Genomic DNA, 14,856 nt, shown 5'->3' on the forward strand with positions numbered 1-14,856 from the left:
GGTAGATAGGTTGGAGGTGGAAGCACAGCAATGTGTGGAGCTGACCAATACTAATCGGTCGAGGGCTTGACCACAAGGCTTTTTCCGACAGGAAAGGCCGCATCGAAAGCATATGTAACATATGCACCACAAGATCTTTGGATGGATCGACTGCACGTTTCGCTGCTAGTTTTCAGGGAGCAACCCTGATAGTTTTATTCCCTGATAGCTCAGTTGGTAGAGCACTCGACTGTTAATCGAGTTGTCACAGGTTCGAGTCCTGTTCGGGGAGCCATATGGAGAGGTGTCCGAGTGGTCGAAGGAGCACGATTGGAAATCGTGTAGGCGAGAAATCGTCTCGAGGGTTCGAATCCCTCTCTCTCCGCCATCTATATATGGCCCGTTGGTCAAGGGGTTAAGACACCTCCCTTTCACGGAGGTAACAGGGGTTCGAATCCCCTACGGGTCACCATCATAATTTTACCTTTGACAAGGTTAATAATTATGATTATAATGTAAATCTATGGACGCTTAGCTCAGCTGGGAGAGCATCTGCCTTACAAGCAGAGGGTCGGCGGTTCGATCCCGTCAGCGTCCACCATATAAGTTTTTTACTGACGCGGGGTGGAGCAGCCCGGTAGCTCGTCGGGCTCATAACCCGAAGGCCGCAGGTTCAAATCCTGCCCCCGCAATACTTGGAGCTGTGGTGTAGAGGCCTAACATGCCTGCCTGTCACGCAGGAGACCGCGGGTTCGAATCCCGTCAGCTCCGCCATTTTTATCTCTGTATACAAATGGATTTTAAGAACATAATAAGGCTCGGTAGCTCAGTCGGTAGAGCAGAGGACTGAAAATCCTCGTGTCGGCGGTTCGATTCCGTCCCGAGCCACCATTGATAATTACATATGCCGTTGTAGCTCAATTGGTAGAGCAACTGACTTGTAATCAGTAGGTTGGGGGTTCAAGTCCTCTCGACGGCACCATTCCTGGAGGCTTAGCGAAGTGGCCAAACGCAGCAGACTGTAAATCTGTTCTCTTACGAGTTCGGTGGTTCGAATCCATCAGCCTCCACCAGTTTTAGGGGCATAGTTTAAAGGTAGAACAGCGGTCTCCAAAACCGTTAGTGTGGGTTCAATTCCTGCTGCCCCTGCCAATTAGCTTTAAAACCTTATATGGCGGTCGTGGCGAAGTGGTTAACGCATCGGTTTGTGGATCCGACATTCGGGGGTTCAATTCCCCTCGTCCGCCCCACTTAATACTCACTGACAATTGCAAGATGTTGGGGGTTAGCCAAGCGGTAAGGCAACGGACTTTGACTCCGTCATGCATAGGTTCAAATCCTATACCCCCAGTATGATATGCGGAAGTGGCTCAGCGGTAGAGCATCGCCTTGCCAAGGCGAGGGTCGCGGGTTCGATTCCCGTCTTCCGCTCCATTATAATAAGGCGCCATAGCCAAGTGGTAAGGCAGAGCTCTGCAAAAGCTTTACCCCCAGTTCGAGTCTGGGTGGCGCCTCCACCATTCTTTGCCGGAGTGGCGGAATCGGCAGACGCACAGGACTTAAAATCCTGCGGTAGGTGACTACCGTACCAGTTCAAGTCTGGTCTTCGGCACCAAAAGTGCTAAATAAATTTGTGCCCTTAGCTCAGCTGGATAGAGCGTTTGACTACGAATCAAAAGGTCAGGAGTTCGAATCTCTTAGGGCACGCCATACAAGCCGGTGTGGCGGAATGGCAGACGCGACGGACTCAAAATCCGTTTCTCGCAAGGGAGTGGGGGTTCAAGTCCCTTCACCGGCATCATAAAAGCCTGGTTCCAGTTTTACTGGAATCGGGCTTTTTCCTTTCGTATATAGAATTTATGTAAAGTGTTAAATACAGAAAGAAAAGACAGAGGGCTTTTGTACAGTCATGTACAGTAGGCTCCCTGTCTTTCTTTATTGTTAAGAATGAAGATGGCTTAAGTAATCTGTAATCGCTTTGTTTACTTGATCCGGATGTTCCCGAACGGTAAGATGAGCGGAATTTTTAATTTCGGTATAGGTTGCATTCGGAATGGAATCGGCCATTTTTTTCATGATCGCCGGGGGTGTGATTGCATCCTTTTCACCACCGATGACAAGGGTAGGGGCTTGTATGGTAGACAAAAGCTCCGTAGAGTCTTTCCTGAAAGCCATAGCTAGAGATGCGTGGACAAGTCCCAATGGATTCATTCCGTCAATCTGATCTTGTAATTCGCCGGCTAGTCCGGAGCCTTCTCCTTCGGATAGAAGTTTAGGGATCATGGCTTTTGATGCTGCTTGTGGACCCTGTTCAAGAAGGGAAGCCGCCATTTTCATCCGGTTGATTTGTCCTTCCAGAGGGTCGGCATCCGGGCGTGTATTCGCCAGTATAAGTCCGTTGAAACGATCCGGTGCTTTTCGAAGGAGATTAAACGCTACATACCCGCCCATGGAGAAACCGGCAAGAACCGCTTTTTCCACTTGAAGTTGATCCAAAAGCAGCAGAAGTTCATCTGCCATATGCTCCAGCGTAATCAGGTCCTTGTGAGGCTCTGATTGGCCAAAGCCTCTAAGGTCGGGAGCAATGACCCTATAGTTCGATTCTAACGCCGCAATCTGTTCCTGCCACATCCGGTGGTCCAGAGGGAAGCCATGAAGAAGTAGGACAGCCGGACCGCTTCCCCGTTCTTCATAAAAAGTTTTCAAGCCATGGATAGTTGTAAACATAACGCATCTCTCCTTAGTTAGTAGAATTCTTTATATGTATGAAAAAAATGCTGATGCACGCAAGTTGGAAGAGTTAAGCGGCTGTTCTAAGTATTGATACTCCTTACATATAAAAAGTTTGTTTTAACAAGGAACATCATTCAGCAGGTGGTACGGACTTGACTCAGAATGGCCAGCACATGCAAAGAGCTTCCTGACAAAAGTTGAGGCCTAATTGCAAGGAATGAGCAGTTGTTTGTATGACAGGCGTCTTGGGTTTCTTGCCGGATGAGTGATCCCTAAGGTAAGGAAATGTCTCATTGCTATCTTGCTCTTAAATTTGCTCTTTAGTCATCCCTTTGAGGATAACGACAAATGCTTAGAAGATTTAGCAGTTAAATTTTAAGCCGCAGAGAGCCTCGGAATGTCTCGAAATTTCTTGTGCATGGAATGTCTTCCGGTGAAGAAATCATACCAAAGAGAAAAAAAAGTTCAGTTTTAGTGTTTTAAAAAAAGACTCTGAAGAGTCTTATAATCGGAAAGGTTGTATATTATTCTCATAGTCCGCTTAGTATGGAAGGCAGGAGAGTTAAAAGGGATCTCCCCCTAGCTGACTTTGTCATATCCCTAAATTATTTCCCCGGAAATTTTTGACATAATACCGAGTAATTTAAGAAAATCACGCGAATCATGCAAAAACACCCATCTAAAATATTACCCGTTTAACGAATGAATGAAACTCCTCGACAAGATAGTTTAAAATAAATTTTCTTCATTGTTTTTTAGTCAGGAAGAGCACACGTATAGGTAATAGAAAAGACTTGGTAAGAGAGATAAAGTCCTATGCACCATTAAAGCAAGAGCGGTTGTGGGCCAGTGATGGCGGCAGGAATGAGGATAACTGGCCACACATACGAATCGGTCCGACTTGCTTATAGGGTTCGGCAATGTTTGTGGAAATTTGGGGAGGGGTAATAAAGAGGATAGCGAATAATGTTTAAGACAGATTCGATAATAAACAAGCGTGCTTATAGGAGGAGGAGTATCCATGAAATTGCTTACTTTTCTAGGTGAACATGGACCGAGGCTAGGCATCAGGCTGGAACAAGGTGTTCTGGACGTGGCCGAAGCATTAAAAAATATGAAGGGTTACGAGGAAGGCAGTGTGCCTACCCATATGGATCAAGTTATCAAGGGGGGGCCGGAGGCGATTCAGTCTCTGCAAAAACTTATCGATGATCTTCCGGCTACTTCCGAAAATGAGCCTTATCTGTTAGAAGAGTCTCCCTTAGTGTTCGCGCCCTGCGTAACGGAGCCCGGTAAAATCATTTGTGTAGGTTTGAACTATCAGAAGCATGCGGAAGAGACAAAATCTCCGATCCCGGAGCACCCCGTGCTGTTTAATAAATTCAATAATGCTCTGACCGGGCATAAATGCAATGTTTCCCTGCCTAATGTAACTTCCGAACTGGATTACGAAGCTGAGCTGGTGATCGTCATCGGTCAAAAAGCGAAAGATGTGTCGAAGGAAGAGGCAGCGCAATATATCTTCGGCTACACCTGCGGAAACGACTTGTCTGCGCGAGATTTGCAGAGAAGGACCAACCAGTGGCTGCTGGGTAAATCTTGCGATGGCTTTCTTCCGTTAGGCCCCTACATCGTCACGGGAGATGAGATCGGGAACCCGAACGAGCTGAAGATCCGCTCTCTCGTCAATGGAGAGCAGCGTCAAAGCTCGACGACAGCGGATATGATTTTCAAGGTGGAGGAACTGGTCAGTTACATTTCGCGCCATATGACGCTTTTGCCTGGTGATATCATTCTTACCGGGACGCCTGAAGGGGTAACAATAGGCTATCCGCGGGAAAAGCGTGTCTATCTGAAGGATGGGGATCAACTGAGTGTCGAAATTGAAAAGATCGGCACTTTGTCTAATAAAGTAGTCGCGGAAGCTAAAGTCGAAGACGGCAAACCGGTGGGTCGTACGCTGGGTATCTAAACACTTGTCATTAATGATGGAGAAATTGTTAAGAAAATTTAATGAAATTAAACGGTGCAATTTGGCAAATCGTTTAAAGTTATAAAAGGAGCTTTTCATTTATTTGAAAAGCTTCTTTTTTTATAACTAAAAAAAGCTTATATAATAGAGCTTTCTGCCACATTTTTACTTCCTTCGGACGACTTTTTCCTTTTAAGGGGGCAGCATTACATTTTCCTAAAACTTCTTTAACAATTTATTGCTATCCTTTAGTTACCGGAACGTTGGTCACAACGAATACGACAAATGAACGGGGATGATGTGTGTATGGCGAAAAAATCTTGGTCGACACAGGAGATGGAAAGACTCTGTATGCTTTCCAAAGAATGCCCTCCATCGGTAATTGCCAAGGAACTTGCCCGCCCGGTTACCTCCGTACGGAAGAAGCTGCGTGAGATCGGCGTCACGTATGTAAAGGGAGACGAGTGGAAGCGGAAACAGGTTCAAATGCTGATCTCTGACGAAGCACGCGGAGAACTTCCACGCCGAAACAAGCAAGAGTTGACCGAGGAAGCACAAGTCTTGAATGAGTTTTGGACAACGCTGCTGTCCATGGCCAGCGTAGCCAAGAAAAAAGGAAAAAGAGTGGACGTTTTGTCCTTTATAGATACGTACCGTAAAATTAAGCTAGGCGGTTGAATAAGCATCTCTTGCGGAACCTTTTGAGGTTTTGCAGGAGATTTTTTTATGGCGAGAAGACTTCCTCCTTCATTTTTTGGTATAGTGGATAAAAAAAGAGGGGAGAGGAGTGTCTCGTGATGCCTCAGATCGTTTCCATAAACGTAGGAAAACCGAAGAAAATCGTGTATCAGGGAAAAGAAGTGGAAACAGGTATTTACAAAGAACCGGTTCATCAGCCCTTGTTTTTGTCGACAACACAGCTTGAGGGAGACGGCCAAGCGGATCTGAAAGTCCACGGAGGCCCCGACAAAGCGCTTTGTGTATACAGTGCGGACCATTATGATTACTGGGAAAAGGAACTGGGGCAACCTCTTTCTTTCGGAGCATTCGGAGAAAATATCACGGTAAGCGGTCTTAAAGAAGAAGAGATATGTATCGGGGATATTTATGAGTTGGGAGAAGCCTTGGTTCAGGTTTCGCAGCCGAGACGTCCTTGTTTTAAGCTTAGTGTCCGTTATTCGGATGTAAAACTCCCCGTAAAGCTGCAGGATACAGGCTATACCGGCTTCTACTTCCGTGTGCTGAAAGAAGGCATTATTCCCGAGAACCCTGTCTTTAGACTGGTGACGAAACATGCTCAGGGTTTAACGGTTGAATTTGTAAATACATGCAAATATCACGATAAGAACAATATTCCCGGCATCCGGATAATTTTGGCGAACGAAGCGCTCGCGGAAAGCTGGAGAGGATCTTTTGAGAAAAAGCTTGCTGAAGCGGACGATTTGGCGGGTCCTACGCAAAGCGGCGGGGTGAAGGAATGACATCTTCCGGTGTATTAAAAGATAAATTTAACCGCATTCACGATTACTTGCGCATCTCGGTTACCGACCGCTGCAATTTGCGCTGTGTCTACTGCATGCCGGAGGAAGGGATGACCTTCGAACCGGATGAGCGTCTGCTGAATTATGACGAGATTACGGAAGTTGTCCGGGTATTGGCGGGGATGGGAGTGCGCAAACTGAGGATTACGGGCGGCGAGCCGCTTGTCCGAAGAGATTTGTATGTGCTGATCCGGCAGCTGGCGGCTGTCCCGGGTATCGAAGATATCGCTTTGACGACGAATGCCGTTTTTTTCGCCCAACAGGCCGAGCGGTTAAGAGAAGCCGGACTGACGCGAATTAATATCAGCCTCGATTCTCTTCGTCCGGACCGTTTTAAGCTTATTACAAGGGGCGGAGACGTTACCCGGGTGATGGCGGGAATAGAGGCTGCCCAGCGAGTCGGGCTGTATCCCGTAAAACTGAATGTCGTACTTATGCAGGGACTGAACGACGACGAAATCGACGATTTCCTGCAAATGACGGTCGATAAGGACATACAGGTGCGTTTTATCGAATATATGCCGATAGGGCATCAGGATGATACCTGGAAACTCCGGTATGTTCCTCTTTCTTCCGTGTTGGACAGGTGTTCCGAACGCGGGTGGAAAGTGGAAGAGATACAGTCCGTAAAAGGGAACGGTCCTTCTCAAAATCACCGGATCGCGGGAGGTAAAGGGTCATTCGGCCTCATACATCCGGTGAGCGACCATTTCTGCGCTTCCTGCAACCGGCTGCGGCTGACGGCGGACGGTAACATCAAACCGTGCTTGTACTGGTCCCACGAGTTTAACGTGAGGCCGCTGATCGGGGATGACCGGGCGATCAGGGAGTTATTTTATAAAGCATTGGAAGTAAAGCCCGAAAGCCATGAAATGGCGAAAGCGCTCCAGGGGGACGAACCGTCCCACCTGCCAACCGTAAGACGTATGTCTCAAATCGGGGGCTAAAGCCGGGGACGCGCCGCGTTGTTGTTTAGCTTTAGAAGGAGGTCAACCTATGAGTGAAATCAGAAGACTGCGCCGGGAAGAACTCCGGGACAGCTTGGATTTGTCGATGTATGCGTTTCAATACGAGCTGCGGGAGGAAGAGCTTGTCGAAAGACTTGCAACCATGAATCCCGAGGAAACCTGGGGATATTTTATCGATGGGAAACTGGCCTCGAAATTAACCCTCCTGGATTTTACAACTTGGGTAAACGGGAAAAAGCTGAAAATGGGCGGGATCGCCGGCGTTGCAAGCTGGCCGGAAAATCGCAGGCAGGGAATGGTGGGACAACTGCTGTCGAAAGCGCTGGAAGTGATGAAAGAGAACGGGCAGACCCTTTCGTATCTCCATCCGTTTTCGTTCGCGTTTTACCGGAAGTACGGTTGGGAGTTGGCCATGACGTTCAAAAAAATCGAACTTCAAACCTCGCAGCTTCCCAAGCTAGGCGCTGCGGAAGGGCGAATCATACGGACGGCTCCCAGTGCGGCCGCGCTTAATCCGATCTATGATGTGTACGCGGCCAAATTCAACGGACCGATTATGCGTTCCGAGGAATGGTGGGAAACCCGTCTCCTTAAAAAGAAAGGGCACATGGCGGTGTATCTGAATGCGGCCGGGGAGCCCGGAGGATATGTGCATTATTGGATCGAAAACCACGAGTGCAAGATCCATCAGCTGGTTTATCTCGATCAGGATGCGAAGCGGGGGTTGTGGAAGTTTATCGGCGATCACGATTCCATGTTCGACAAGCTCATTATGCAGGCCCCTCCAGACGAGGACTTGGCCTTTGAGGTGGATGACCCGCGGATTAAACAGGAGTTGGTTTCGTATTTCTCGGCCCGGATTGTCGATGTGGAGGGACTCTTGGGCCAACTGCAGCTGCGGCATACGGGGCTGTCGCAGGAGGCGTCTCTCCGCCTGCACGTAACGGACGGGCAGGCGCCGTGGAACCACGGCACGTTCGAGCTTAGGCTGAACGCGCCGGAAGGCTCCGCGGTCGTTGTGAAGACCGCGGATGAGCCCCTCGGCGGCAGCGGAGCCGCAGCGGACGGATTAGCGTGCGACATCCGCACGCTGTCCGTCCTGCTGCTCGGCGCCAAGAGCGCCGGCGAGCTGCACCGGATCGGTCGTCTGCAAGGCGACGAACGATCGGTAGAACTGCTTGCGGCGGTCCTGCCGCGCCGCACCTGCTACCTGCCGGACTTTTTCTAGTCCGGCAGAAGAAAAGCCGTACAACCCGGGATTTCGGGGCTGTACGGCTTTTTGACGCGGGGCTGATCGCGCGCCCCGGGAGAGCCATTCGACAAACCGCCAGTTGGCGGGGGAGTGTCGAAGAACGTGCCTATGAACGCTCATGAGCAGATGATTCGCGTTTCACCCGGCAAAAGCCATTCGACATCCGCAAGTCGGCGCGGGGGTTAGCTTATGAACGCTCAATAAGCAGATGAATGTCCCGGGTCAATCCGGCTTCGTCCGTTAAGCGAGCTTCATACCTTTGCTGGAGCGCATGCAGCAACTGCCGGAGCCGGTCGATATTTTCGGATACCGCATCTTTGAGATCGGAGATACGGCCCTGGACAATCCAGTCGAAAATAAAACCGTCCATAAAATAGTCGGCAAACCCCAGAAACCCGTTATAATCCAGGTTCATCTCGGTAGCGCCCCCGACGTCTTCCAGCTCGCGCTTGAAGCGGCTCATCAGACCCTGAGCGTACTCGATCTGTTCCATCGCTTCATTGGCTTTGCTGCGTTTGAGATGGGTGGCGATCACGCCTCCGCCGAACATATCGTAAGTTCCCCAACTTTTGGCCGACCTCAGCAGGTTTTCAGCTTCTTCGAGAGATTCGACGAGCTCGTATCCCGCCTGGAGCGCTTCATCCAGCTCTTTGCCCTCGGAGAGAGCCCGTCTTTTGGCTTCGTAGAGCCGATTCAACTGCTGGCGGAAATCTTCGCTCCGGCCGCGCAGCCATTCTTCCTTTTCCTGAAGCAGAGCCGCGGCTTCTTCCTCCCAGCCGAGCAGAGAGGAGCGGCGCTGTTCAAGTTCCGCTGTCATCCGGGCTAACTCTTCTTCCGCCAGCCTTGTTTCCTCCGCACGGATACGGGCTTGAATCGCTTCGGCTTCCTCTTTTTCCAGTTTTTCGACTTTCCTACCCAGAACGGTATAAAACAAATTGGTAAGAGACGCCTTCTCCAAACGCTCGACATCCCGCGTTTCACTCTTCAGAGCCTTCTCGGCTGCCGTTCGCTGCTCGCCGGCCTGCTTCAGCCGGACTTGAGCTTTTTCCAACTGCTTATTTACCGTTTGCAGCAGGCTTTCTTTTTTCAACACCTCGTCGTACCGGTATTTCCAGTCTTCCCTCATTCTTATCCCGCCTTCCCCAACCGATTTTGCTTCTTTCCCTTCCATACGTTCGGCGGAAAATAGGGTTGCGTTTGGACGCTTTTAACGGTTCGGAATGATGAACGCTCAACCGGAATTACGGCGCTTTCTGTTTACCCGGAGGCGGGAACGGGCTTCAAATAACGGAGCAGCCGTTCTTTTTCAAGGAAGGGCTTGACCTGGACGGAGGTTTTAAACAGAAACGGCTTTCCCGTCGTAGAGAAGACGAGGAGCAAAGGCTCGTTTAACCGCGACGGATCGAGAAACAGGAACAGTTCATTGGAACTGCCCTGCATCCAGCGGTTATTTACGGCAAGGGGAGGATCCAGCGGAAGTTTCAGGACGACACCCTGCACATTGTCGATTTTCGTCTGAACGGCAATGTCTTTGATGCTTGCCAGCCAGCGGGAAGCTTCGAGGCGAATTTCGTCCGTGACGACAAGAGTTTCAACTACCTTTTGCTTGTCTACATCGTAAAGCTGTGCGCGAATTTCCCGGGAAAAGGCTCCGGAAGACGGGGGGACGGCATGTGACGGCGTGGCCTGAAGCCTGGCTGTCCAAGGGCCGTGGGGAAGGATGATGCCGGATGATCCGGCTCCGGACGTGTCGAAAGAGGACAAGCCGGTTCCGGGCGCTTGTGCGGAAATGGCGGATGCAGGAACGAAACCGGCTGCGGCCGTGCATAATAGGGCGATCAGAGCGGTACGCGCTCCAGCGTTTAGATTAGTCATGGGAGTATCTCCTTGTGCCGTTGTTTGGTTGGACTTATTTTCTTATAAAAGCCCGTGAATTATTCCTTTCCGGAAGCGGAAAAACGCCTTCCCCGACCTTGGTCCAGGGGATTAGACCGCCAATAGGCGGTGTCGGATGCGCAGCGGATTCGCTACAATAAAAGCATCATTTCTTATCTTGGAGAGGATAGGCGATTGTGATATGCTATGTAAGGATTCGCGGCTCTAAATGACGGTACGGAACGGCAAGAGTCAGGCGATACGACGGACGGAAAAGATTTCAGGCAGACCGCAGCCCGCAAAGGAGGTGCCCCATGGAACAACAAATGAAAAATAACCGCCACCGGAACACGGCTATGCTGTTGATCGCACTGGGGATTTTCCTCATTCTGGAACGGTGGGTCGGTATATTTGTGGTGATTGCCCTGCTGCTGATGTTTTTCGGCTTTTATAAAGTCCGGTATGAGAACGAGAAGAAAGGCGTTGCCTTTATGGGCGTCGGAGCCGTCATTCTGCTGGGCAACAATTTCTCGCTGGTGCTGGCGATTATCTTGATCTCGCTCGGGATTTTCTATATTAAGTCCAAGAAGGTACAGCCCGGAGACGATTTTATCCAGAAGCAGACCCTGATCGACAGCATCCGTCCCGGCAAAGAGCCCTGGGTGCTTAAAGACAGCAGCATCTGGTTCATTATCGGAGAAGCTCACTTGGACCTGTCTTACGCGATTCTGGAGAAAAAAGAAACGACGCTCGTTCTGCAGGGGATTATCGGAGATGTGCGGCTGATTGTGCCCGAAGAAATAGGCGTATCTATCGAAGCTTCGGTTACGATCGGACAGATCAGTTCGCCTCTGGAAAAAGAATCCGGAGTTATCAATAAGCTTAATTGGATATCTCCTAATTACGAGACGAGAGAACATCAGGTGAAACTAATCGTCTCTTATATCGTAGGGGATATAGACGTTCGCATGCTTTAGAACGAAACCGTCTACTGACAAGAGAGGAGAATGGTGCCGTGGACAGCTACAAAAAAAGACTGACCAATATGATCTGGCGAAGCATGGCGGAATCCATTGTTCTTTGTCTGGCGGTGCTTACTTTTATCGTCTATGTGCTTTATACCGCTAAATTTTTAACCCCGCCCGAGACGTGGGCCCAAGGGATCAAAATCGGTGCCATGCTCGTCGGCGGCTCGATCATTCTGGGGGCGGCTTACGGGTATTGGAGCAGCAACCGCACGACGCGGCGGCTGGAGCTGCTGATGGAAACGATGCAGATGCTGGAGATCGGCAGCATTTCCCGCTCTACCCTGCCTCCGCTGGGCGAGGATGAGATCGGGCGTTTGGGCGAACAGCTTGGCCGCATCCTGAAAAAGTGGGAGGAGCAGGTCGCTTCTCTCCAGCGTTTGTCAAACAATAACGCCCAGCTTGCGGAGAAGGCACGGGTTTCCGCCATCATTGAGGAGCGGCAGCGTCTGGCGCGGGAACTGCATGATGCGGTCAGCCAGCAGCTGTTCGCGATCTCGATGACGGCTACGGCGGCGCTCCGCACGCTGGACAAGGACTTCGAGAAGGCCCAGCGGCAGATTCACCTCATTGAGGAAATGTCCTCCGTGGCCCAATCCGAAATGAGGGCGCTGCTGCTTCACCTGCGTCCGGTTCATCTGGAAGGCAAACAGCTCTCCGAAGGGCTGATCCGGCTGCTGCAGGAATTGAAAGCGAAAGTTCCCATGGACATTATATGGGAAGTGGACGATGAAATTGCCCTGTCCAAAGGAATCGAGGATCATCTGTTCCGGATTGTCCAGGAAGCTATGTCGAACGCCCTGCGGCATTCGAAAGCGACCAGGCTGGAGCTGCGGATGCAGCAAAAATCGGGCTGGGTCCGCCTGCTTATCCGCGATAACGGGGTAGGGTTCGATCTGGACGAGGAAAAACAGACATCTTACGGTTTATCCACGATGCGGGAACGGGTGAACGAGATCGGAGGATCTCTTCAACTGGTTACGGCTCCGGGAAGCGGAACCCGTATCGAAATCCGGGTACCGATAATGACGGAAGGAGAGGAAGCATAGTGGACATGGTTAAAGTACTGCTGGTGGACGACCACGAGATGGTCCGGATCGGACTGGCGGCTGTTCTTGGTACGGAAGAGGGAATCGAGGTGGTCGGCGAAGCCAGCAACGGGGAAGACGGGATTCGCCTGGCACAGGAATACAAACCGGACGTCGTGCTGATGGACCTGGTCATGGAAGGCATGGACGGCATAGAAACGACGCGCAAGCTGCTCCAGCTTTACCCGGACTGCAAAGTTATCGTGTTAACGAGCTTTCTCGATGACGAGAAGATGTATCCGGTTCTGGAGGCGGGAGCGTTCAGTTATCTGCTCAAAACTTCCCGCGCGACGGAAATCGCCCAGGCTATCCGCGCGGCTGCGAAAGGGCAATCCATTCTGGAGTCGCAGGTAGCGTCGAAGCTGATGAACCGGTTCCGGCAGCCGAAGCCGGCCGCCGCTCCCCATGAAGATTTGACCGAGCGCGAAATGGAAGTGCTCCGGCTCATTGCCGCGGGCAAATCGAATCAGGAAGTGGCCGATGATTTATTCATCGGAATTAAAACCGTTAAATTCCATGTAACGAATGTCTTGGCCAAGCTGGGCGTGGAAGACCGCACCCAAGCGGCCATTTATGCGTTCAAGCATGGTCTGGCGGAATAAAGCGCAACCTAAAAAGCCCGTACCGCGGAATGGCGGTGCGGGCTTCCCTTTATACAGCGGATTCGAGGGCAATCTGCTTCCGGACGAACGGACGGTAGGCTTGCAGAGCTTTATTAAGCTTCATCTGCTGCATAGCTGCGTGCGTCTGAACAAGCGATTCCTCCGCTTCCTCAGATTGCACCGCCGGACGGGAACGGTCATCATCTTTGGGCCGTTTCCACTCGTTTGTTTCTCCCAGCCTGCGAAGCATTGCGGGCATACCGGATTGCCGCTGGGCATCTTTACCGGAAGCGGCGTCCCGCTGCTCAGCAGGAAGCCCGCTCGTTTGGCCTTGCTCCGCCGGGCCTGCCTTGCCGCTCCGATCCTGCCGGGTATAGAGCATCTCGGGAAAGGGTCCGCGCGGGCTTACAGGGCCCAGCCCGTTCATACGGCGGATGGCCTGAATCCGAAATAAATGGGAATGACTGCGGTACGTCTCATTCACGTACTGGGGTGTAACTATATACATAACCGTCCGCCACCTTTCATGAACGTGCTTTTAAGAATTCCTTCTTTTTTCGATTTCCATATAGTTACAATCATATTACCACGTTTTTATCGTTTTGAAAGCATGAAGTTAGACAACTTTATAAAATTTTTTTATCGCCTAACGATGGAACTACGAACGCTGAGCGCCGATAACAGGAGTAAGGACAGGAAGACGGTTTGACGCTTCTCTTCCGGCGACTTACAATGAAGGCATATAAGATAGGGAAAAATAAAGGGGATTTGACAGTGAACGGGTCAACGATATTGGTCATCATCGGCTTTCTTGTCCTATGCGTGGTCTTTATGTGGGGCATGTCCAAAAAGTATAAGAAATAAACGGTAAAATCTTGGAGGATAAACACCTGTTTACGGAGCAAAGCCTGCCATTTCGCATACGATGCAGTATCTGCAAACCATGTGGAGGCGATGTTTCTTGATCCGCAAACGAATTCCGGCCAAGGATGACAGGATACTGGTGCGTCTGACTGAAAAGGAGCTTTTGCCCTACACAAGAATGACTGTGCCGGAGGCGGACGTTAACCTTTCGGAAATGAAGAAGAGATTCAAGCTGGGAGAAACCTTCGTGGCTGACGAAGGGGCGCAAGCCGCCGGTTTTGTCAGCGTTCAGGTGTCGGATGACAGCTTGTTTGTCGATATGCTGGCGGTCGATTCGCGCTTTCAAGGACGGGGGCTGGGGACTTCGTTGATGGAGCACGCCGAAAGACACGGCCGTAAATTGAAATGCAGGGCTTCGCGGCTGTATGTGGATTCGGTAAATGAGAAGGCCATTTCCTTCTATCTGTCGAAAGGATACAGCATCAAAAGCTATGTGCCCCAGCTTCGTCTTCATTTAATGGAAAAAGAGCTTTAAAAAAATGTTCTCCGCTCCGGCAAAAAAATAAACCAGGAATGTGTCCATTCCTGGTTTTGGGGAATAGTAGAGTGGAATGGCCCGCTTTCTATTGAAGTACAATGATAGCGGCAATAAAATTTCGGTCCAGCACGATGGGGGTATACCCAGCCGGACGGGCTATGACGGGCTGACTTTCTTCGGCAGCAAGTCTGACCGATTTTTTGCCGCCTTTCTTGGCCACTTTTAATTTTTTGGTTGTTTTGGGAGAAAGATTTTTTACACCTGGTTCTTCGTTTAGAATCAGATTTCTTTGATCGAGCCGGCTAAGTATACCGAAAATTTCCGCGCCGTCTCTTAAGTAAACGAGAACGGGTCTGCCGATATGGGGCCGGATTTGCTCACTCTTTGCAGGATCGATTCGCTGCACCGCGCTGCACCTC

At 50.5% G+C, this 14,856-nt stretch carries 14 protein-coding genes and 17 tRNA genes; 26 read left to right on the forward strand and 5 right to left on the reverse strand.

Translation table 11 applies throughout. The features are described from left to right. The first annotated feature begins 198 nt into the window (after positions 1 to 198). The 17 genes from ABH899_RS23060 (at position 199) to ABH899_RS23140 (ending at position 1,777) form a co-directional block, all read left to right on the forward strand. Positions 199 to 274 (forward strand) — tRNA-Asn (locus ABH899_RS23060). 3 nt (positions 275 to 277) lie between these two features. After that, positions 278 to 367: transfer RNA gene (locus ABH899_RS23065), tRNA-Ser, on the forward strand. Positions 368 to 376: 9 nt separating this feature from the next. Continuing rightward, a tRNA-Glu gene (locus tag ABH899_RS23070) sits at positions 377 to 451 on the forward strand. Between the two features lie 53 nt (positions 452 to 504). Next, positions 505 to 580, forward strand: a tRNA-Val gene (locus ABH899_RS23075). A 17-nt stretch (positions 581 to 597) separates the two neighbouring features. After that, a tRNA-Met gene (locus ABH899_RS23080) sits at positions 598 to 671 on the forward strand. Between the two features lie 5 nt (positions 672 to 676). After that, positions 677 to 753 (forward strand) — tRNA-Asp (locus ABH899_RS23085). Between the two features lie 41 nt (positions 754 to 794). Further along, positions 795 to 870 (forward strand) — tRNA-Phe (locus ABH899_RS23090). Positions 871 to 885: 15 nt separating this feature from the next. Next, a tRNA-Thr gene (locus tag ABH899_RS23095) sits at positions 886 to 961 on the forward strand. A gap of 5 nt (positions 962 to 966) precedes the next feature. Continuing rightward, positions 967 to 1,052, forward strand: a tRNA-Tyr gene (locus tag ABH899_RS23100). A gap of 5 nt (positions 1,053 to 1,057) precedes the next feature. Then, positions 1,058 to 1,131, forward strand: a tRNA-Trp gene (locus tag ABH899_RS23105). Between the two features lie 22 nt (positions 1,132 to 1,153). After that, a tRNA-His gene (locus tag ABH899_RS23110) sits at positions 1,154 to 1,229 on the forward strand. A 29-nt stretch (positions 1,230 to 1,258) separates the two neighbouring features. Continuing rightward, a tRNA-Gln gene (locus ABH899_RS23115) sits at positions 1,259 to 1,330 on the forward strand. A gap of 8 nt (positions 1,331 to 1,338) precedes the next feature. After that, positions 1,339 to 1,413: transfer RNA gene (locus tag ABH899_RS23120), tRNA-Gly, on the forward strand. Positions 1,414 to 1,422: 9 nt separating this feature from the next. Next, positions 1,423 to 1,496 (forward strand) — tRNA-Cys (locus ABH899_RS23125). 9 nt (positions 1,497 to 1,505) lie between these two features. Further along, positions 1,506 to 1,594: transfer RNA gene (locus ABH899_RS23130), tRNA-Leu, on the forward strand. 18 nt (positions 1,595 to 1,612) lie between these two features. Beyond that, a tRNA-Arg gene (locus ABH899_RS23135) sits at positions 1,613 to 1,689 on the forward strand. A 5-nt stretch (positions 1,690 to 1,694) separates the two neighbouring features. Further along, positions 1,695 to 1,777 (forward strand) — tRNA-Leu (locus ABH899_RS23140). 143 nt (positions 1,778 to 1,920) lie between these two features. Here ABH899_RS23140 and ABH899_RS23145 read toward each other — a convergent pair. Continuing rightward, a complete protein-coding gene (locus ABH899_RS23145; protein ID WP_370000891.1) occupies positions 1,921 to 2,706 on the reverse strand; it encodes an alpha/beta fold hydrolase in 786 nt (261 codons plus the stop codon). A 1,027-nt stretch (positions 2,707 to 3,733) separates the two neighbouring features. Here ABH899_RS23145 and ABH899_RS23150 point away from each other — a divergent pair. The 5 genes from ABH899_RS23150 to ABH899_RS23170 all read left to right on the forward strand — a co-directional run bounded on the left by ABH899_RS23150 (position 3,734) and on the right by ABH899_RS23170 (position 8,421). Continuing rightward, positions 3,734 to 4,684: a fumarylacetoacetate hydrolase family protein gene (locus ABH899_RS23150; protein ID WP_370000893.1), complete on the forward strand. Its 951-nt coding sequence runs from the start codon at positions 3,734 to 3,736 to the stop codon at positions 4,682 to 4,684. Positions 4,685 to 4,990: 306 nt separating this feature from the next. Further along, positions 4,991 to 5,362 (forward strand): hypothetical protein, encoded by a 372-nt coding sequence (locus tag ABH899_RS23155; protein WP_016423567.1) that lies wholly within the window; start codon positions 4,991 to 4,993, stop codon positions 5,360 to 5,362. Positions 5,363 to 5,481: 119 nt separating this feature from the next. Continuing rightward, entirely contained in the window at positions 5,482 to 6,165 is a 684-nt protein-coding gene (locus ABH899_RS23160) for an MOSC domain-containing protein (RefSeq protein ID WP_370000896.1), read from the forward strand. After that, positions 6,162 to 7,172, forward strand: coding sequence for a GTP 3',8-cyclase MoaA (gene moaA, locus ABH899_RS23165; RefSeq protein WP_370000898.1), 1,011 nt, complete (start codon positions 6,162 to 6,164; stop codon positions 7,170 to 7,172). Before ABH899_RS23160 ends, moaA begins: the two co-directional genes overlap by 4 nt. A gap of 49 nt (positions 7,173 to 7,221) precedes the next feature. After that, the gene (locus ABH899_RS23170; protein WP_370000900.1) at positions 7,222 to 8,421 is read left to right on the forward strand and encodes a GNAT family N-acetyltransferase; all 1,200 of its coding nucleotides are present in this window, start codon (positions 7,222 to 7,224) and stop codon (positions 8,419 to 8,421) included. A 211-nt stretch (positions 8,422 to 8,632) separates the two neighbouring features. Here ABH899_RS23170 and ABH899_RS23175 read toward each other — a convergent pair whose 3' ends face one another. Next, complete coding sequence (locus tag ABH899_RS23175) at positions 8,633 to 9,571, reverse strand: hypothetical protein (RefSeq protein ID WP_370000902.1); 939 nt, start codon at positions 9,569 to 9,571, stop codon at positions 8,633 to 8,635. A gap of 131 nt (positions 9,572 to 9,702) precedes the next feature. After that, positions 9,703 to 10,320 (reverse strand): hypothetical protein, encoded by a 618-nt coding sequence (locus ABH899_RS23180; protein WP_370000904.1) that lies wholly within the window; start codon positions 10,318 to 10,320, stop codon positions 9,703 to 9,705. A 314-nt stretch (positions 10,321 to 10,634) separates the two neighbouring features. On the opposite strand from ABH899_RS23180, the gene liaF reads away from it, so the two are divergent. The 3 genes from liaF to ABH899_RS23195 are packed head-to-tail and all read left to right on the forward strand — an operon-like array spanning position 10,635 to position 13,035. Further along, positions 10,635 to 11,297 carry a cell wall-active antibiotics response protein LiaF gene (gene liaF, locus ABH899_RS23185; RefSeq protein ID WP_370000906.1) on the forward strand — a complete coding sequence of 221 codons (663 nt, stop codon included), beginning with the start codon at positions 10,635 to 10,637 and terminating at the stop codon, positions 11,295 to 11,297. Between the two features lie 38 nt (positions 11,298 to 11,335). After that, complete coding sequence (locus ABH899_RS23190; RefSeq protein ID WP_370000908.1) at positions 11,336 to 12,394, forward strand: sensor histidine kinase; 1,059 nt, start codon at positions 11,336 to 11,338, stop codon at positions 12,392 to 12,394. A gap of 5 nt (positions 12,395 to 12,399) precedes the next feature. After that, positions 12,400 to 13,035, forward strand: coding sequence for a response regulator (locus ABH899_RS23195; protein WP_036739861.1), 636 nt, complete (start codon positions 12,400 to 12,402; stop codon positions 13,033 to 13,035). A gap of 49 nt (positions 13,036 to 13,084) precedes the next feature. Here ABH899_RS23195 and ABH899_RS23200 read toward each other — a convergent pair whose 3' ends face one another. Then, positions 13,085 to 13,543 (reverse strand): hypothetical protein, encoded by a 459-nt coding sequence (locus ABH899_RS23200; RefSeq protein WP_370000910.1) that lies wholly within the window; start codon positions 13,541 to 13,543, stop codon positions 13,085 to 13,087. 453 nt (positions 13,544 to 13,996) lie between these two features. Here ABH899_RS23200 and ABH899_RS23205 point away from each other — a divergent pair, with 453 nt between their 5' ends. Beyond that, positions 13,997 to 14,434, forward strand: a complete 438-nt coding sequence (locus ABH899_RS23205) for a GNAT family N-acetyltransferase (RefSeq protein WP_370000912.1) — start codon at positions 13,997 to 13,999, stop codon at positions 14,432 to 14,434. Positions 14,435 to 14,522: 88 nt separating this feature from the next. Here ABH899_RS23205 and ABH899_RS23210 read toward each other — a convergent pair whose 3' ends face one another. Further along, a complete protein-coding gene (locus ABH899_RS23210) occupies positions 14,523 to 14,843 on the reverse strand; it encodes an LSm family protein (RefSeq protein ID WP_009673171.1) in 321 nt (106 codons plus the stop codon). Between the last annotated feature and the right edge of the window lie 13 nt (positions 14,844 to 14,856).

The organism is Paenibacillus sp. RC84, from assembly GCF_041260495.1.
GTDB lineage: Bacteria > Bacillota > Bacilli > Paenibacillales > NBRC-103111 > Paenibacillus_F.